Source organism: Rhodococcus sp. 15-649-2-2 (genome assembly GCF_002258645.1).
Classification (GTDB): Bacteria; Actinomycetota; Actinomycetes; order Mycobacteriales; family Mycobacteriaceae; genus Rhodococcoides.
Map to the genome: position 1 here is coordinate 37,908 of NZ_NPFM01000016.1, position 18,636 is coordinate 56,543.

The 18,636-nt window shown below is 63.4% G+C and carries 17 protein-coding genes; 8 read left to right on the plus strand and 9 right to left on the minus strand.

All coding sequences use genetic code 11. The features are described 5' to 3' along the window. Nucleotides 1-82: 82 nt before the first annotated feature. The gene (locus CH305_RS07935) at nucleotides 83-511 is read left to right on the plus strand and encodes a cysteine hydrolase family protein (protein WP_094703342.1); all 429 of its coding nucleotides are present in this window, start codon (nucleotides 83-85) and stop codon (nucleotides 509-511) included. 5 nt (nucleotides 512-516) lie between these two features. Here the strand turns inward: CH305_RS07935 and CH305_RS07940 are convergent, their stop codons facing one another. The 7 genes from CH305_RS07940 to rpsF all read right to left on the minus strand — a co-directional run bounded on the left by CH305_RS07940 (nucleotide 517) and on the right by rpsF (nucleotide 8,178). Then, nucleotides 517-774: a DUF3297 family protein gene (locus tag CH305_RS07940; RefSeq protein ID WP_032378696.1), complete on the minus strand. Its 258-nt coding sequence runs from the start codon at nucleotides 772-774 to the stop codon at nucleotides 517-519. A gap of 77 nt (nucleotides 775-851) precedes the next feature. After that, nucleotides 852-3,494 (minus strand): replicative DNA helicase, encoded by a 2,643-nt coding sequence (gene dnaB, locus CH305_RS07945; protein ID WP_037152024.1) that lies wholly within the window; start codon nucleotides 3,492-3,494, stop codon nucleotides 852-854. Between the two features lie 523 nt (nucleotides 3,495-4,017). Beyond that, nucleotides 4,018-6,297, minus strand: a complete 2,280-nt coding sequence (locus CH305_RS07950; RefSeq protein WP_032402764.1) for a bifunctional SulP family inorganic anion transporter/carbonic anhydrase — start codon at nucleotides 6,295-6,297, stop codon at nucleotides 4,018-4,020. A gap of 228 nt (nucleotides 6,298-6,525) precedes the next feature. After that, nucleotides 6,526-6,981 (minus strand): 50S ribosomal protein L9, encoded by a 456-nt coding sequence (rplI, locus tag CH305_RS07955; protein ID WP_032378698.1) that lies wholly within the window; start codon nucleotides 6,979-6,981, stop codon nucleotides 6,526-6,528. Between the two features lie 15 nt (nucleotides 6,982-6,996). Then, entirely contained in the window at nucleotides 6,997-7,239 is a 243-nt protein-coding gene (rpsR, locus tag CH305_RS07960; RefSeq protein ID WP_008711381.1) for a 30S ribosomal protein S18, read from the minus strand. A 42-nt stretch (nucleotides 7,240-7,281) separates the two neighbouring features. Beyond that, nucleotides 7,282-7,833, minus strand: coding sequence for a single-stranded DNA-binding protein (locus CH305_RS07965; protein WP_032378699.1), 552 nt, complete (start codon nucleotides 7,831-7,833; stop codon nucleotides 7,282-7,284). A 57-nt stretch (nucleotides 7,834-7,890) separates the two neighbouring features. Next, nucleotides 7,891-8,178, minus strand: coding sequence for a 30S ribosomal protein S6 (gene rpsF, locus CH305_RS07970; RefSeq protein ID WP_008711385.1), 288 nt, complete (start codon nucleotides 8,176-8,178; stop codon nucleotides 7,891-7,893). A 161-nt stretch (nucleotides 8,179-8,339) separates the two neighbouring features. On the opposite strand from rpsF, the gene CH305_RS07975 reads away from it, so the two are divergent. The 3 genes from CH305_RS07975 to CH305_RS07990 all read left to right on the plus strand — a co-directional run bounded on the left by CH305_RS07975 (nucleotide 8,340) and on the right by CH305_RS07990 (nucleotide 11,162). Next, the gene (locus CH305_RS07975) at nucleotides 8,340-9,743 is read left to right on the plus strand and encodes a glycosyltransferase 87 family protein (protein ID WP_094608888.1); all 1,404 of its coding nucleotides are present in this window, start codon (nucleotides 8,340-8,342) and stop codon (nucleotides 9,741-9,743) included. A gap of 21 nt (nucleotides 9,744-9,764) precedes the next feature. Beyond that, entirely contained in the window at nucleotides 9,765-10,463 is a 699-nt protein-coding gene (locus tag CH305_RS07980) for a response regulator (protein WP_094703343.1), read from the plus strand. A gap of 450 nt (nucleotides 10,464-10,913) precedes the next feature. After that, on the plus strand, nucleotides 10,914-11,162 hold the full coding sequence (locus CH305_RS07990; RefSeq protein WP_242640242.1) for a response regulator transcription factor: 249 nt from the start codon (nucleotides 10,914-10,916) through the stop codon (nucleotides 11,160-11,162). A gap of 33 nt (nucleotides 11,163-11,195) precedes the next feature. Here CH305_RS07990 and CH305_RS07995 read toward each other — a convergent pair whose 3' ends face one another. After that, entirely contained in the window at nucleotides 11,196-12,293 is a 1,098-nt protein-coding gene (locus tag CH305_RS07995; RefSeq protein WP_037152033.1) for a DUF475 domain-containing protein, read from the minus strand. 127 nt (nucleotides 12,294-12,420) lie between these two features. Further along, nucleotides 12,421-12,996, minus strand: a complete 576-nt coding sequence (locus tag CH305_RS08000) for a TerD family protein (RefSeq protein WP_027495074.1) — start codon at nucleotides 12,994-12,996, stop codon at nucleotides 12,421-12,423. A 220-nt stretch (nucleotides 12,997-13,216) separates the two neighbouring features. Between CH305_RS08000 and CH305_RS08005 the strand changes: the two genes are divergently transcribed. Genes CH305_RS08005 through CH305_RS08020 form a run of 4 tightly spaced genes read left to right on the plus strand, consistent with a single transcriptional unit; the run spans nucleotide 13,217 to nucleotide 18,604 of the window. Continuing rightward, nucleotides 13,217-14,302, plus strand: a complete 1,086-nt coding sequence (locus CH305_RS08005) for a hypothetical protein (RefSeq protein ID WP_032379426.1) — start codon at nucleotides 13,217-13,219, stop codon at nucleotides 14,300-14,302. A gap of 23 nt (nucleotides 14,303-14,325) precedes the next feature. Next, complete coding sequence (locus tag CH305_RS08010) at nucleotides 14,326-15,474, plus strand: HpcH/HpaI aldolase/citrate lyase family protein (protein ID WP_032402815.1); 1,149 nt, start codon at nucleotides 14,326-14,328, stop codon at nucleotides 15,472-15,474. Next, nucleotides 15,471-17,804, plus strand: a complete 2,334-nt coding sequence (locus CH305_RS08015; RefSeq protein WP_094703344.1) for a phosphoribosyltransferase — start codon at nucleotides 15,471-15,473, stop codon at nucleotides 17,802-17,804. Before CH305_RS08010 ends, CH305_RS08015 begins: the two co-directional genes overlap by 4 nt. Further along, nucleotides 17,801-18,604 (plus strand): hypothetical protein, encoded by an 804-nt coding sequence (locus CH305_RS08020; RefSeq protein WP_037152035.1) that lies wholly within the window; start codon nucleotides 17,801-17,803, stop codon nucleotides 18,602-18,604. The genes CH305_RS08015 and CH305_RS08020 overlap by 4 nt, the downstream gene beginning before the upstream one ends. Nucleotides 18,605-18,636 lie beyond the last annotated feature (32 nt).

The following is an 18,636-nucleotide window of genomic DNA, read 5'->3' on the forward strand; positions in this document are numbered from 1 at the left end:
TTGTGCCCGCCGAAGCCGATCGACGTGCTCAGCGCGTAGTCGATCTCCTGGCTACGTCGCAACCCGACGACGTCGAGATCGATTGCAGGGTCCTGGCGCCGAATCGGTCCGTGCAGCCCAGCGCGCTACGGGTGCACTGGTGGTGTGCACTCGCTATCTGATCCGGGATCCAGCCGATCCGATGCGCTCCGACGAGGACGGTGACGGTGCCCGCTTCCACCCGTCGATGACGCCTCGGCCAGGAGACCTCATCGCCACGAAGTTCGACCGCGACATCTGGTCCAACCCCGATCTGAATGCCCAGCTGAGACTCGTCGGGGTGGAACACGTGGTGATCACCGGATACCTGACGGATTTCGGGGTTCGGATCGCCGCAGAACGCGCATGCTCACTGGGCTATCGAGTGACGGTCCACTCCGCTGCCTGTGCGGGATCGACCGAAGCCGAGCATCAGCGAGCCCTCGAATCGATGGTGGTGGCCGGTGCCACCGTCGACTGGGCCCCGGGCTAAGCCCGCTATTGTGCGTCGCGGAAGTACGGTTCGACAGTGCCCTTGAGCTTGACGAGCATGGGATTTCCGTAGCGATCCTTGGCGGTAGGGACTTCTACACGCACCCAACCCTCGGTCACGTTGTATTCGCGAACACTGGTCTTCTCGACGCCATTGAAGCGAATGCCTACGTCCCGGCGAAGTACCTCTTCGTTGTAGAAGGGGCTCCGCGGATCGATCGCGAGGTGATTCGGTGGAACGTCTGTGTTCTGATCCTCTGGCATGGATTTCTTTCGTCGATTGCTGCGTCAGGTGCTTGGGTTGATTCTCAGAGAGAATACGCGACCCAGCGCTGTCGGCCCTAGCCTCGCGCCATGTCCACGAATCTCGACAGGTGAAGCTGGTGTGCCACAGTGATTGTCGCGGTCGGACCGTTACGGTGCTTGCCGAGAATCAGGTCGGCCTCGCCGCCGCGGGGGTCGTCGCGCTCGATGGCGTCGGGGCGGTGCAGCAGAATCACCATGTCGGCGTCCTGCTCCAGTGAGCCGGACTCACGGAGGTCGGAGACCATCGGCTTCTTGTCGGTTCGCTGCTCAGGACCACGGTTGAGCTGGCAGACCGCGACCACCGGGCATTCGAGTTCCTTGGCGAGAAGCTTGAGCTGACGGGAGAAGTCCGAGACCTCCTGCTGACGGGATTCGACCTTCTTGCCGGACGACATCAGCTGAAGGTAGTCCACCACAATGAGTTTCAGGCCGTTGCGCTGTTTGAGGCGACGCGCCTTGGCGCGAATCTCCATCATGGTCAGGTTGGGCGAATCGTCGACGAAGAGCGGTGCTTCGCTGATCTCGCTCATTCGACGGGCAAGCTTGGTCCAGTCGTCGTCGGTCATCTTTCCCGAACGCATGTCGCCGAGCTTGATCTTCGCCTCGGCGGACAACAGTCGCATGACGATCTCGGTGCGACTCATTTCCAAGGAGAAAATGACACTGGGCATGCCGTGCTTGATGGAGCACGAACGCATGAAATCCATTGACAGCGTTGAATTGTGGGTCGGGATCATCGACTCACTGGCGAGATAGAGGTGCTCCGCGTTGTCGACCTCCACGCAACGAACCGGAACCGAATCGACCCGACGAACGTCGACGATGAATCGGGATCCCGACCGCACGGTGGACCCCGCAGCTCGACGTTCCTTGTGCAGCATCTGCTTCCGGTGCAGACCGAACACCACATCGTCCGTCGCGAACGTCAACGTGAATGCGGTCGACGACGCTTCGCTCCGACCCCGCACACTCCTGGTCGACATCTGCACGCGATAGCCCAAACTGACGATCAGCTCACGCACCCCACGGACGAGTCGTTCACTGGTGACCGCAAATTGAACCGAGCCGCCCCCGGTGACAGTGCCGTCGGTGTCGAGCAGACCCGCCAACAACGCACGCCGTTGGGCCTCGGAACCGCGGAGGTAGTCGATGGGTACATGCTTGTCGCCCAATACACCGATCGTCCGTAGACGCGCCTGCACGGTCCCGATCGAGTTGCGGCATGCCTGACAGCGGTGCAAACCAGTCGTCACCTTGCCGCAGTCGATGCACGTCGGTGCAGCGACCGGAGCGGACATGAAACGCGCTTTGCCGCCGCACGATTGGCCGCAGGTACGGACATTGAGCGGAAACGGCACGAACTGCTTGCCGCAGACGACACAGTCCTTTGCCTCGACAACCTCGGTAGGAAGTTTGATCGAGTATCGGAGTGCGGCTTTCTCCGACGCCACCACGTGCAGGCCTTCGCCTTCGATTCGGGCGATGATTTCAGGGTCAGCGCTGGTGATCTGCGCGCAGGCCGACGTTCCATCTCCCAGCCAAGCACCCATGGTGTACGGCGGCACCAGAAGCTCACGCTCCGGCAGCTGAACAGCCTCGGTATTGGTGACCGAGTGATTGATGCGTGCATCTTTCGTCGGGCAGCGCACCGAGTTCGCGATCTCTTCGGTGGTGCGCACAGCAGCGAAGGTCTTCTGATTGCGAGTCCGGTTGTAGTTGACGGCCGCAGCCTGCGCCGACTTGCGTGACGCCCTGGTCTCGGTCAACCACTGGTGCTCCGCGTCGGCGACGATGACTGTGCCGTCGGAGAATTCGACTTCGTAGCACGGTCGATCGAGCATGACGTCCGTGGCCGCCACGACACGCGTCGGCATGCCATGGGCGTCGATGAGGTGGTCACCCACGGCCACCTCGCCCATGGTGGTCCAGCCGTCGGGCGTCGGAAGCGGCGTGTCGAGAGCGAGCGCCTTACCAACGCCAGGCCTCGCAGCGACGATGATCATCTGACCAGGGTGAAGGCCGTTGGTGATTTCGTCGAGTTCGGCGAATCCTGTTGGTACACCGAGGGATATACCGCCACGGCTGGCGATGGAGTCGATTTCGTCCATCGTGGGCTGAAGCAGCTCTTCGAGGGGCAGGAAGTCCTCGGAGGTGCGGCGTTCTGTGACCTCGTACACCTCGGCCTGCGCGCGGTCGACGACCTCGGCCACGTCCTGGCCATCCGCTCCGGCGTAGCCGAACTGCACGATGCGGGTGCCGGCCTGCACGAGGCGGCGCAGAATCGACTTCTCGGCGACGATCTCGGCGTAGTACCCGGCGTTGGCCGCCGTCGGCGTCGTCTGGGTCAGCGTGATCAGGTACGGCGGACCGCCGATGCGCTTGAGCTCCCCGCGTCGATCCAGCTCGGCCGAGACGGTCACCGGGTCGGCGGGCTCGCCGCGGCTGTAGAGATCGAGAATCGCGTCGTAGACGTTCTGGTGGGCCGGCCGATAGAAATCACCCGGCCGAAGTACCTCGAGCACGTCGGCAATGGCGTCCTTGCTCAGCAACATTCCGCCCAGGACGGACTGCTCGGCGGCCATGTCCTGCGGGGGTTGGCGACCGAAATCCTCACCAGGACCCTCGCTGGAGGAGGAGCCGGAGTAGTCGGACTGTCCTCGATCGTCCACAACTGCCACGCGAACCGGCCGTCCTCTCCCCAATAGTCGTCAACACCGCCGAGTACCACCCGGCCGTGCGCTCCAGCAAGTTCTACCCCCGGGCACCGACAGGTACTGATCGACACCGGATTCACGCCGTCTCGTCGCCTTTGCGCGGCATCGAGAGAGACGCTGCACGGACGTTAAGCGCTATCGGCAGTAGTCACAACACAGCCTGTGGATGAAGCTGTGGACGAAATGTGTATGAGCTTGAACAACGGTGTTGACCACCTGGGGATAACCTGGGTATAACTTTCACCGTTTCGACGGTTCAGCCTGGTCGAGGGGTGTACATAAAGTTTTCTTCCTGTGCATTGATTCTGGATCGGCGTGTCGTCCGAATTGACAGCTCGGGCGTGTTGAGTAAATGCCAGGTGAACCCCAGGGTGAACTAGGTCACACGGGCTGGGAATGATCACAGAAACAAACCATCAGCCCGTTTCAGCAGAAGGGGCCCGATTCCAGGCTTGGAATCGGGCCCCTCTTCGCCGCTGATCAGATGTCAGACATGACTCTTCTGTGGGCAGTCGGCCGGATCCAGCACCGTGACCTCCTTGGTGCCGATCTGGAGCACCCGGGCCGTCGGAATGTCGAAGAACAGCCCGGTGATGTGCAGGCGTCCCTCGGCGTTGGCGCGGCCGACCACGCGGTGACGAGTGAGCGTCTGCAACTGCACGGCCACGTTCACCATGGCGAGTTGATCCGCTTCGCCGAAACCGAGCTCTGCGGCCTGGCGACCCACCACGTGCCCGCTGCGGTACGCGTCCAAGCTCGCCACCGCGTGACCCAGCCATTCCGCCACGGACTCGTCGGCGGCATTCTCCGGCCCACTCAGCACCGCTTTCATGGCACCGCAGCCCGAGTGTCCACACACCACCACCGACGAGGTGCCCAGCTGATCCACACCGAACGCCAGCGCGGCCTCCACCGAGCAATCCTGACCCTTCGCGGGAACGAGGTTGCCCATGTTCCGGACCGTGAACAGATCACCCGGCCCGCTACTGGTGATCGTGTTCGGCATGACGCGCGAATCCACACAGCAGAGAAAGAGCGTGTCCGGATCCTGGCTGTCGGTCAACCCCTCGAGGTGGGGACGGATGTTGGGTGCATGGGTGCGGTGGTATTCGGCCACTCCGCTCATCACAGCCCGTAGCGCTACAGGCGAATCCTCCTGCGCATCATCGCTCTTGAGCTGCCAGGCGCGCCACGGAGCCAACGAACTGCGTACCGTCGCGGACCCACGCTTGGGTGGACCCTCGGCGGCGGCAGCCATCGACGCCGTACCCACTTCCTCGACTTTCGCTGTGCCACCGCCGAGTTCGTGCTGACGCACCCACTCGTTCAACGCGTCGTGGACGGCGTGGTCCAGGAAGTCGACACCCAAGCGCACGGTGACGTCTGTTCCCGCAGGGACGGTGGACAGCACGTGCGTCAGTCTCGGGAGCGCGAGAAAGCTCAACGAACCCTCGATGGTGACGCGCCAGGTACCGTCGACCGTTTCCTCCGCGCGGACGTTGGCCCACACCACACGACGCAGCACCAGAATGATCGACAGAGCCAATCCGATGAGCACGCCTTCGAGCAAATTCAGTGCCACCACTCCGACGACCGTCACCGCATAGACTGCGATGTCACCGGTCTTGTTCGCAATCTTGATGTCCGCCAACTTGATCAGCTGCACACCGATCATCACCAACAGACCCGCGAGTGCAGCGAACGGGACCAGCTCGACGATCGAGATGAACAGCACCGAGAAGATCAAGATCCACACGCCGTGCAGAATCGCCGACGCTCGAGACTTGGCACCGACCTTGACGTTCGTGGCACTGCGCACGATGACGCCGGTGATCGGCAGACCGCCGATGGCACCCGAGGCCATGTTGCCCGCGCCCTGTGCCATCAATTCTCGGTCGAAGTTGGTGCGCTCACCACTGTGCATCTTGTCGACGGCAACCGCGGAGAGCAGGCTCTCGACGCTGGCGATCAGCGCAATGGTGATCACGCCGGTGACAAACGCGCTCCACTGCCCGTCGGGCATGATCGGGAAGCTCAGCGATTCGATCAGGTTGCCCGGCAATTCGATTCGCTCGACGTCCAGGGAGAAGAAGATCGAGACGGCAGTGGCAGTGACCACTGCGACCAGTGCGGCGGGAACCTTGGCGACCTTCGCCAACACGCTGGACAGCTCGGCCAAGCGCGGCCAGGCGAACATGAGCACGACAACGATTCCGCCGACGATGATCGACGGCCATTGACCGTTCGCGACGGACGTGGGAATTGCGAGGATATTCTGCACGGCCGAGCTCTCGGACTCACCACCGAGGAGGACGTGAATCTGCTGCAGCGCAATGGTTATGCCGATTCCGGCGAGCATGGCATGTACCACCACCGGCGAGATCGCCAGAGCGCTACGCGCAATTCGGCTCATTCCCAACAGGATCTGCACAGCACCGGCAAGAACCGTGATAGCGCACGTTATGCCCCAGCCGAATTGGTTGACCAACTCGGCAACCACCACCGTCAGACCCGCGGCGGGACCGCTGACCTGCAATGGTGATCCACCGAGGATGCCCGCGAGAATGCCGCCGACCACTGCGGCGATGAGGCCGGCCATGATCGGGGCGCCGGAGGCGACGGCGATGCCGATCGAAAGTGGCACTGCCACAAGGAAAACGACCAGGGAGGCCGGGAGGTCGTACTTCATTATCGACCCGATCCGAGACGGTGGCTCGGATCGGGTCTTCGGGCTGGGTTCTGAGTCGTGCTCTGCTGTCGTTGTCACGGCAGGTCCTCCGGGCGTCTAGGCGTCAGGTCGGTCGATCGTGTTCCGGCGTCGAATGTCGCCCCCACGTAAAGGCTACGCAAACCCTGGCTAAAGATGTCATCTAGAGAGATGCTTCACAAATTGGAACCCATTGCGACAGTTGATCTTTGTGAGAAGACACGAAAAAGCCCCGCGAACCGTGGTTCGCGGGGCTTTTCTGCAGCCGTACTGGGCCGAAAGCCGAAATCAGCTTCCGACGACCTCCAGCTTGAACTTGGCGGTCACGTCGGGGTGCAGGTTCACGACGATGTCGTGCTTGCCCGTGCTCTTGACGTGTGCCTTCGGCAGATCGATGCTGCGCTTGTCGACAACCGGGCCACCGGCAGCCTTGAGCGCGGAAGCGACGTCCGACGCGGTGACCGAGCCGAACAGCTTGCCCGAGTCGCCCGCGGTCTTGACGGACAGCGTGACGGCCTCGAGGCCTTCGATGGCCTGCTTGAGCTCGTTGGCGTGCTCGAGTCCGCGGACGGCACGAGCTTCCTGAGCGCGGCGAATGCCGTCGACCTGCTTCTGAGCTCCACGGGTGGCCTGAATGGCCAGTCCGCGGGGCAGCAGGAAGTTACGGCCGTAGCCGTCCTTGACCTCTACGGTGTCGCCAGGCGCACCGAGGTTGTCCACATCAGCGGTGAGGATCAGTTTCATACCAATCGCCCCTTTCTATCGAGCCGTCGCGGCGTAAGGCAGCAGTGCTACCTCACGCGAGTTCTTCACGGCAACGGCCACGTCACGCTGATGCTGGACGCAGTTGCCGGTGACACGGCGAGCACGGATCTTTCCGCGATCGCTGACGTACTTACGCAGCAACGTCGTGTCCTTGTAATCGATCGACGCGTTCTTCTCCTTGCAGAAGGAACACGCTTTCTTCTTGAGCACCTTGTCGCGCAATGGCGGTTTGGGCATGGGTCTTTCTCCGTTACATCTGGTTGTTCTCGATCGAAGGATCTAGAACGGTGGCTCTTCGTCTCCGCCACGTCCGCCGAAGGAGCCCGATGCCGCTGGAGCACTGCCCCAGGGATCGTCTCCGCCGGAACCGGAATTGGACGAGGAGTTCGAGCGGCCGCCGCTCGATCCGCCGGAGGAACCGGAGCCGGAGCCGGAGTTGAAGCCGCCTCCGCCGCCACCTCCACCGCGGTTGGCCTTGTTGACCTTTGCGGTGGCGTAGCGGAGTGAAGGTCCGATCTCGTCGACTTCGAGCTCGACGACTGTCCGCTTCTCACCCTCACGCGTTTCGTACGAACGCTGCCGCAACCGTCCGCTCACGATCACTCGCGAGCCTCGGGTCAAGCTCTCGGCAACGTTCTCCGCTGCCTCGCGCCAGATGTTGCAGCGCATGAAGAGCGCGTCGCCGTCTTTCCATTCGTTCGTCTGACGATCGAATGTGCGCGGCGTGGATGCAACCGTGAAGTTGGCAACCGCCGCACCGGCGGGGGTGAATCGAAGTTCTGGATCAGCCGTCAAGTTTCCGATGACGGTGATGACGGTCTCGCCTGCCATGGTTCCTCTTTCAGTAGTAAGCGTTGTAGATGCCAGCCTAGAGGCGGGCAACGACAATTACTTGCCCTGTCGCAGGACCTTCGTACGCAACACGGACTCGTTGAGTCCGAGCTGACGATCCAGCTCGCTGACGGTGGCAGGCTCGGCGTTGAGGTTCACAACGGCGTAGATGCCCTCGGCGTGCTTGAGGATTTCGTAGGCCAGACGACGCTTGCCCCACACATCGACCTTGTCGACGGTGCCGCCATCCTTGCGAACGACGTTGAGGAACGTATCGAGCGACGGAGCGACAGTGCGCTCGTCCAGATTGGGGTCGAGAATGACCATCAATTCGTAATGACGCATAAGACCTCATCACCTCCTGTGGACTAGTGAAAACGGCCACGGACTATCCGTGGCAGGAGGGTCGTTGCGTCAGCAACCCCTCGAAGATACACGACAGGGCGCTGACCTGCTAATTCCTGCTGGGCGTACGGGCCGACGTTCGCGCGTCATAGTCTTGCGTCATGCGATCCGGGGTCCGCGCCAATCCGATGACGGTCGTCGTGGTCGTCACGATGGCTGCACTCGGACTGATTCTCGGATATCTCAACAAAGCCCGCTGCGCGGTCGCGCCGTTCGACGCATCGGGTCGCAGCACGATGTTCGACGCGATCAAGGATTCCTCGGTCTGCTACTCGGACATTCAGTTTCTCTGGCTCGGTCGCGATATCGACAACCACATCTTCCCGTACATCCACGGGGCCATCACCAGCGACGGAATCCTCACCGGGGGAACGGTGGAGTACCCCGTTCTCAGCGGCCTGCTGATGTGGCTGGGTGCCATTCCCGCGCATACCGACGCGCAGTTTCTGCTGACGTCGGCCTTGATTCTCGCGCCCTTCGGTCTGGTCACCGCGTGGATGCTCGGCAGGATGGCCGGCTGGTCGGCACTGCTGTGGTCGATCGGCCCGCCGCTGGTGATGTACGCCTTCCACAACTGGGAACTGCCCGTCGTCGCCGCCGCCGTCGGCGCGGTCTTCGTCATGACGTTGCCGATGCCACTGCGACGGCGAGCTGTTCTCGCGTCGGTGCTGTTGGCTATCGGCTTCTGCCTCAAGCTCTATCCCGGTGCATTCGTGCTGCCACTGATTGCGTACGTGGTCACCAGGGGAGTCGATGGGCGCGAGTCCGCCGACACAGTCAAAGGCCGCTGGGACATCCGCGGCGGTCTGACGGTCGCCGGCGCCGCGATCGGCACCGTGATCGCAGTGAATCTGCCGTTCGCAGTGTTGGGCTACGAGGGGTGGCGCGCGTCGTTCACGTTCCAGTCGCTCCGGCAGGCGGACCTGACGACCAACTCCATCTGGTACTGGGGATTGCGCCACTTCTACATCAGCGACCAGATGACTCCCGATGCCTACGCCGAGGCCGAGGCGTCTTTCCAGGACGTGGTGGACGTCGCGTCGCCGCTACTGGTGTTCGTCGCCTTCGCTCTCGCGCTGTGGCTGGGCTGGCGTCGCGCAAAGGTGGACGGTACCTATCCGTGGGTCGCGGTCAGTGGATCGATGCTGTGCGGATTCATGCTGCTGCACAAGGTGCACTCGCCGCAGTACACGCTGTGGCTGCTGCCGTTCCTGGTTCTGCTTCGGGTTCCGTGGGGACTCGTCGGCGCGTATCTGCTCGTCGATCTGTCGATGGGAATCGGCGTCTTCAAGTATTTCGCTGCGCTCGCCTCGGGTGCCGACGCCGAGAACGAGGAGTTTTTCGTCCTCGTCGGGGTATGGGGCCGAGCACTGCTGTTGGTGGTGTTCTTCGTGCTGTTCATCCGGGCTCGGATGCGCGTCCCATTCCCGGGCGAAACCGACCAGCCGTCTGTAATATCCCCCCGACCAGCAACGATATCGCTGACGACATCACCGGGGCAGTAGTACCTAGGGCGGGGCGGGGACATGACACAGGTGTCGAATTCTCAGGGGGACGCGAGCGAGCAGGGGGCCGACGTACGACGCGTCGGTCTGGTCGAGGACCACGAATCGGTGGCTCTCGGCCTTCAGGCGATGCTTGCGGACGAACCCGACCTCGAATTGGTGTCCATCGCCGCCACCGTGGGCGAACTGCTCGAACAGCGGCAGACACTCGATCTGGTGGTTCTCGACCTTCGGCTGGGTGACGGTTCGTCCCCTCGCTCGAACGTGGAGCAACTGCACGCCGCCGGTGCCCGCGTACTGGTCTACACCGGTGCCGAGAACGCATTTCTGGTGCGCTCGGCTGCCCGCGCCGGCGTACTGGGTGTGGTGCGAAAGTCGGCGCCCGCGGCCGCGATCGTCTCGGCGATCAGGCGCGCCGCGAGCGGCGGTCAGGTGGTCACGACGGATTGGGCCGCCGCAATCGACGGTGATCCGCAGCTACCCGATGTCGGTCTCAGTCCCCGCCAGCGCGAGGTACTCGCGCTGTATGCGTCGGGGGAGAAGGCGGCCCGAGTAGCCAGTCTCGCCGGACTGTCCGAGCAGACGGTCAACGACTACCTCGTCCGCATTCGGAACAAGTACGCCGAGGCCGGGCGTCCGGCACCGACAAAAACCGACCTGTACAAGCGAGCGGTCGAAGACGGTTGGTTGCCGATGCCCGAATTACGACCACGGGATTGATGCCGGCTGTGGTTCATCCCACAATTTCGGAGCGGGTGAGCATCGCCGTTTCCACTGCCCTTCGGGGTGCGGAGGGAGGAGTGGCGACCGCTCGGATCTTGCCTCCCGGGCGCGGAAAGATTGCGTCCATACTGGTCAGCGACTCGCGAAAGGATGTGCGAATCGAGCTCGACGCCGATGGACGCGAGTCTGTCGTACTGCCGTGAGACGCTGCCGCGACGGTTGATGTTTCAATGCCCCTGAAAATCAGGGCAGAAAACCTGAGCATTACCTGTGAGAATCGTCCACATTGGTTTAGTCGGTCTCAACCACTTCGGCGTCCGGGAGATTTTGATGTCTGCACTGCTCGAACCCTTGCCCTCCACGAACGACTCGGCAGTCCCGACGACGCGAGGTACACGGGGTCCCATCAGCCTGGTTCCGCCGGCGATGCAGATACACCCCGTCCCGATGCCCTCGAGCCCGTTCCCGCCGCGGCCCGACCTCACCGGCCGTGAGATCGAGGTGCTTCTCTGCTGGATTCGACACGACTCGAAGACCGAGGTTGCGAAAGCTCTGTTTCTCTCGCTCGGCACCGTCAACACCCACCTCACCCGCATCCGGGCCAAGTACACCTCGGTCGGACGACCGGCCCCGACCAAGGCAGGTCTGGTGGCACGGGCCCTGCAGGACGGTCTGGTGGATATCTCGGAGCTGTGACCCGGCGTATCCGGACCACAGCGGACCCACAGATCAGACGCTGACCGAGGTCTCCACGCCTTCCTTCTCGAGGCGCTTGTTGCGTCGGATACTGCTCAGCAGAGCAGCTCCGATGAACAGGATGCCCACGAAGCCGGTGATCAGCTCGTTGATGTGTATGCCGATGGACACCAGCAGAATGACCGACAACGCGCCGATCGCCCAGTGTGCGCCGTGCTCCAGGTACACGTAGTCGGACAACGTGCCCTTGCGCACGAGGAACACCGTGATCGAGCGGACGAACATCGCGCCGATGAAGCCGAGGCCGAGCGCAATGATGATCGGGTCCGCAGTGATGGCGAAGGCACCGATGACGCCGTCGAACGAGAACGAGGCGTCGAGCACTTCGAGGTAAAGGAACAGGAAGAAGCCGGCCTTACCCGTCGCCTTTGCCAGTTCGCTGGGTCCACCCGACGACTCTTCGCCCTCTTCTTCGACGTGGAACAGCTCGCCGAGACCGTTCACCGCGATGTATGTGATCATGCCGAGCACGCCGGAGACCATGACTGTGGAGATCTTGTCGTCGTCGGCGAGGAATTCAGCGCTCAGGACCAATAGCAGGCCCGCGACGACAACAGAGAGCTGATCGAGGCGACCGATTCGGGCGAGCGGCTTCTCCAACCAGCTCAGCCAGGTGATCTCGCGATCCTCGAAAATGAAGCCGAGGAAGAGCATCAGCAGGAACATCCCGCCGAACGCTGCGATCTGCGGGTGCGCGTCGGTGAGCAACGTTTCGTAGCTGGGTCGGCCGTCGTCGAAGTACGCCGCGTCGTTCGGCGGCGGGTTCAGCGCGAGGTCGATCGCGGCCACCGGACCGAGACCGGAGGCAGCCCAGACGATGACCAACGGGAAGAGCAGCCGCATACCGAACACGGCGATGACGATGCCGATGGTGAGGAAGATCTTCTGCCAGAACTCACTCATCCGTCGCAGCACGGTGGCGTTGATGACGGCGTTGTCGAAGGACAGGGACACCTCGAGCACGCCGAGAATGAGGACGAGGATCATCGCCTCGATCCCGCCGTAGAGGAAAGCCACGATGACGGAGACGATGGTGACCGCGATCGACCATCCGAAGATCTTCACAACCACAGGCGTGGCCCTTCTGGCTAGGAGCGGAGCCGGCAGGAGCGACCGGTCGGGGCAGACAAATACGGAAAAACCCCCGCCCATCATGAACGATGAAGCGGGGGTATCCCCAATCTTGGGAGAGTCTTGACTAGACGTTTACTCCGAAGTCACGGGCGATGCCTGCGAGGCCGGATGCGTAGCCCTGACCGACTGCGCGGAACTTCCACTCCGCGCCGTTGCGGTACAGCTCACCGAACACCATGGCGGTCTCGGTGGAGGCATCCTCGCTGAGGTCGTAGCGAGCGAGCTCGGAGTTGTCGGCCTGGTTGATGACGCGGATGAAAGCGTTGCGCACCTGACCGAACGACTGCGAGCGTGCGTCCGCATCGTAGATCGACACGGGAAAGGTGATGGTCTCGATCTCCGGCGGCACAGCGGCGAGATCGACCTTGATCTGCTCGTCGTCTCCGTCGCCCTCACCCGTGGTGTTGTCTCCGGTGTGTTCGATGGAGCCGTCGGGAGACTTCAAGTTGTTGAAGAACACGAAGTGTCCGTCGCTGAGGGCCTTCTTCGTCGAGTTCAGCGCGATTGCGCTGGCATCGAGATCGAAGTCGGTACCGGTCGTCGTGCGGATGTCCCACCCGAGTCCGACCACGACTGCCGTGAGGTTCGGAGCTGCTTTGGTGAGCGAGACATTGCCACCCTTGCTGAGGCTGACGCCCATGGAGAGGTCCTTTCGCAAATGGTTTCCCGTTACGGGTACAACCGTAGTGGGAATGTCCGGTTCTTGGACGTACTCCGCCAACGACTGCGACATCGCCAGGGTTCCCGTCAGTACTATCGAGCAGGTGACAAGTCGCTGGCCTGGGGTGTTCCGCAGAGGAGCAGAATCCGACGCCTCCGCGCGCCGATCCCAGGACAACGCCGTCGCCGCCTTCCTCGATATGGACAAGCGTCAGTCCATTGCGTCGGCAGGCGTCGAGGCCTCCACCGCCTTGCGCCCCGAGGACAGACTCGCAGCCCGATGGGCCGACACCGAGAAGCAGTGCTTCGACGCCGGGGCCGCCTACCTCACCGCAACCGATCAATTCGACGGAATCACCACGGCTGCTGCCAGATCGGCCTTCGACAACGCGACCCGACTACTGCACGATGCCAGCGCGGCGGTCGACCGGTTCTACGACGCCCATCGCGGTACCCTCGAGCAGGCCTCCGCTCAGTTTGCGGCCACGCCGCGCCTGGTGCACGACGCACTGACCGAGGCCGATGCCGCCCGCGCCACCGTCGACGAGCAGTACGCCGGGTACCCGTCACTGCGTCTGGCTTGGCGCGAACTCGATTCGGCAACAACGCAATTGCAGAGCAATCAGCGCGATCCTCTGCGCGCACGCGAGCACGCCGCCCAGGTGCGCGAACGAGCCGCAGCTCTACGCGCGGCAGTGGAGTCGGCCCCCGGACGACTTCAGGAGGCCAGGACCGCACTGTCCTCGGTACGCACTCGAATCGAAGCCGTCCGAACGCGATCGGAGGGCATCGCCCCGGCCTTCTCGAGCCTGCTTCGCGAGTTCAATGCCAAGAGCTCGGCTGATCTTTCGCGCAACGAACGGTCGAGTGCGCGACACATCGAGCAGGCTGACGAGGATCTGCGCGCGGCGCGTTCGGCGCTCGACGCAGGCAATCCCGAGCAGTCGCTGGATCTGGTGACCCAGGCGCGCCAACACCTGAGCGATGCCGAACATCTGGTCGACGCGGTGACCGACCGAGTTCGTCTGCTGCGCGCGGTGAAGGCCGACCCGAAAGAGACCGAGAACAAAGTGCGGTTCAAACTTCGTGACGCTCAACAACTCGCGATCAATCGTGGCCTGGTTGCCGAATGGGGCTCGGTGTTGGATGCTCAGCTCGCCCGGATCGACAGGGCGAGCACAGCGCTGACGGGTACCCATCCCGACTACTGGTCATATCTGCAGGATCTGGATACCATTTCGGACTTCATCGCAGGCGTGATCGAACGCATGCGCAGCTCGCACTGATCACATTCACACGAAGGACAGTGGTGCAACACTTTCGCCATCTCGACGCAGACACCCGTGCACGAGTGTTCTTCCGGCAGCCGGAAGACATCGAGACGAGCGACGGAAACGACGTCGTGGCAACAGCTCTCGGAGCCACGTTGTACATCCCGGCAACACGCCCCGACCTGACCGCGACGGTGAACAAGCGCACCGACGAGGGCGTGCGGTCCATCGTCATCGATCTCGAAGACGCTGTCGCAGATCATGATCTGGAAGAAGCTTTGGCCAACGCCATCCGAACTCTGAACGAACTCTCGGGGTCGAGTTCGCTCGTGTTCGTCCGGGCGCGCACTCCCGAGCACATCCGAACCATCTGCGCCGGCCTCACCCAGGGCGCGGGCGGGCTCGCCGGATTCGTCGTGCCGAAGTTCACTGCCGCACGCGGAGCCGAGTTCCTCGACGAGATCGTCGCGGCCTCGCGGTTGCACGGCACCCGCCTGTTCGCGATGCCCGTCCTCGAATCGCCGGAGGTGGTACACCGCGAGACCAGAGACGCAGAACTCGTTGCCATCCGTGAGCTACTCGGGACCTACCGCGAGACGGTGCTGGCCGTGCGCATCGGAGCCACCGACATGTGCGGCACCTTCGGCATCCGACGCGACCGCGACCTGACGATCTACGACGTCCGCGTCGTCGCCGACGTCATCAGTGCGATCGTCAACCACCTGGGCCGCTACGACGGGTCCGGCTACGTCATCACCGGCCCGGTGTGGGAGTACTTCGCAGACCACGAACGCATGTTCCGTCCGTTGCTACGTCAGACGCCCTTCGTCGACCAGGACGCCGTCCGCTTCCGCCAGCAACTGGTCAGCAGCGACCTCGACGCGCTCCTGCGCGAGGTTGCTCTCGACCGGGCCAACGGCATCCAGGGCAAGACCGTCATTCATCCGTCGCACGTCCCCGCCGTTCATGCGTTGTCCGCGGTGACGCACGAGGAGTACCACGATGCACTCGACATCCTCTCGTCCGACCAGGGTGGCGTGCAGGCGTCCGGCTACCGGAACAAGATGAACGAACTGGGCCCACACCGCAATTGGGCGAAGCAAACTGTACTGCGCGCCAAGGCGTTCGGTGTCACCAACGAAGGAATCACGTTCGTGGACCTACTGACCGCGCTGGCACAACGATGAACCAGAATCCGGCCGACGGCATCGCCCTGACCGATACCGGCTCGTCGTCGTCCTGGGCTGCCACACAGTTGGTTCGACCCGGTCTGCGGCGCAACCCACGACGTGCCCACTTGCTGGTCTCGACCGTGCTCGGCAAGCACATCCCCGTCGATCCCGACGTCGTCGTCTCGGCCGGCGAGGAACTGGCGGCTCTCGTCGCCGCTGCCGTGGACGGGTCCGATGTCGATGTGCTCGGGTTCGCCGAAACTGCAACGGGATTGGGGCACACCGTCGCAACTGCCCTGGGCGCACACTGCTACCTGCATTCGACTCGGCGCACCGTTCCCGGGATGACCGTGCACGGTGAGTTCGAGGAGGGGCATTCGCACGCCACCGACCACCTGCTGATGCCGACGTCGCCCGATCTTCTCGACGGCGAGCTGCCGTTGATTCTGGTGGACGACGAGATCTCGACCGGAGCGACGGCGCTGGATGCGTTGCGGCAGATTCATTCCTCGGCCGGACGCAGGCACTACGTCATCGCATCCCTGGTCGACATGCGTACCGCCGAGCATCTCGCTGCAGCCTCGGCGGTGGCTACCGAGCTCGGCATCCGGATCGACAACGTGAGCCTCGCTCAGGGATCGGTGGAGCTCGCCCCTGGATTGGTGGAGACGGTGCTTGCCCTCCCCGATCCAGTATTCAATCCCGTTGCTGCACAGCCCGGTTCGGTGCACCGGGTGGACGCGCAGTGGCCGGCGACACTTCCCGACGGCGGACGGCACGGGTTTCTGCGATCCGACGCGACTGGTTTCGACATCGCGATCGACGCACTTGCGGCCACCGTCGATGCTGCGTTGGCCGACTCGACGGCGGTGGTGGTGATCGGCCACGAGGAGCTGATGTACCTGCCTCTACGGCTGGCGGCCACCCTTCAGAAACGGGGACACACCGCGCTGTTCCAGACCACCACCCGATCGCCTGCATACGTGGTGGACGTACCCGGCTACCCACTGCGGCGCGGCTTCGAGTTCACCGCCCCCGAGGACGAATCGGCTCTGCGTTACCTCTACAACGCATCTGCACCGCACGACGCGACGTTGATACTGGTTGCCGACGCCCCCGCAGACACGGATGCCCTGGCGGCCGCGGCCGAGACTCTGGCCGCGTCGGGCGCCGACGTCGTACTCGTCGTCCTCACGGGTGCAGACCCGATGGCGCTCGAGGTCGCTCGGCGGGCCCGACCGCTTCGAGGACCCGAATTCGGTTCGTACGCAGCAGAAGAAGTCACCTGGCTGCTCAAGGACCTCTCGTCGGTCTCGTTGGAAGCCGAAGTCAACGAGCGCGAGAAGGCGATTCAGGCCGGCACGGCACATTACGCAGAGTCGCTCCCGGTCGAATACCAGCCGGATCTCGCCTACCGTGAACTGTTCGAGAAGGTGTTGCAGGAGAGCGCATCACGACTGGCCATCGCGGTCGGTACCGTCACCGAGGTCGTCCTGGCCGAGCGCGGACACGACATCGCCCTCGCATCACTCGCTCGCGCGGGCACACCCGTCGGAATCCTGATGCGTCGCTGGGCATTCGCTGCTCACGGCATCGAGATTCCGCACTACGCCGTCTCGATCGTGCGCGATCGAGGTATCGACGCCGTGGCGCTGCGCTACCTCGCCGACCACCACGACTCGCGCTCGGTGGTGTTCGTCGACGGCTGGACGGGCAAGGGTGCGATCGCCCGCGAGCTCACCGCCGCACTCCGCGACTTTCCCGGAGCCGAGTTCGACGACGACCTTGCCGTGCTCGCCGATCCGGGCAACTGTGCACGCACCTACGGCACCCGCGACGACTTCCTCATCGCCTCGGCCTGCTTGAACTCGACTGTCTCGGGGCTGGTTTCACGGACCGTGCTCAACGACGAACTGATTCGGCCCGGCGACTTCCATGGGGCGAAGTACTACGCCGATCTAGCGCCCGACGACGTCTCACGCCACTTGCTCGACACCGTCGCTGCGCGTTTCGACGACGTCCGGGACGAGGTCGATGCCTCGGTGGCAACAGTGCTCGGCTCCGACCGAACACCCAACTGGTCCGGCTGGGCGTCGGTGGAAAAAGTACGTGCGGAGTACGGGATCTCACACGTCAATTTCGTCAAACCCGGCGTCGGCGAAACCACCAGGGTGCTGCTGCGCCGCGTTCCATGGCGAGTGCTGGTGCGCGACGCCGATGCGCCGGAGCACGAACACATCCGGATGCTCGCTGCGGCGCGGGGAGTCCCGGTGGACGTCGTCCCCGACCTCGCCTATTCGTGCATGGGACTGATCAAGAACGTCTCCACCGAGGACGCGTCGTGAGTGCTCTGGTTGCCGTGGACCTCGACCGCACGATGATCTTCTCCGAGGGGGCACTCGGGGTTCCACTGGACGACGCTTTCGAATGCGTGGAGGTGTACGAGGGAAAACCGTTGTCGTACATGAGCGCTCGGTCCATCTCACTGCTGCGCGAGTTGAGCGAGAGTGTTGTGGTCGTGCCGACCACGACTCGCACCATCGAGCAGTTCCGCCGGATCGCACTCCCGGGAGCCCCGTGGAGGTACGCCATCACCAGCAACGGCGGCAACATTCTCGCCGACGGCGAGCCGGACATGCACTGGCGCAACGGGTTCGAGTTGGATCTGGTCGGAATCGGTGCCGAGTTGAGATCGCGGGTGTCCGAGGATTGGGTACTGAAGTACCGCGAGGCAGATGGCCTGTTCTGCTATCTCGTCGTAGACACGACGGCTGTACCGGAGGACTTCGTCGCAGAGTGGTCGCAGTGGTGCGCCGCGCGGGACTGGAACGTCTCGCAGCAGGGGCGCAAGATCTACACGATGCCCAACGCGGTGTGCAAGAGCTCCGCGGTGGCCGAGGTTCGTTCCAGGCTGATTCAGGACGGCACCCTCGACGCCGATGCTCGAGTCTTCGCCGCCGGTGATGGCGCACTCGATGCCGAGATGCTCATCGCTGCCGACGCCGCGATCCGTCCGCGGCACGGCGAACTGGAGCTGCTCGGTTTCACCCGCCCCGGGCTGACGGTCACCGATTCTTCCGGCGTCCGGGCCAGCGAGGAAATTCTCGAGTGGCTACGGAACCGAACTGCCGTGCGCCGCGTCTAACTGGTCGTCGGGGGGGACAGACGTAGGGCAAG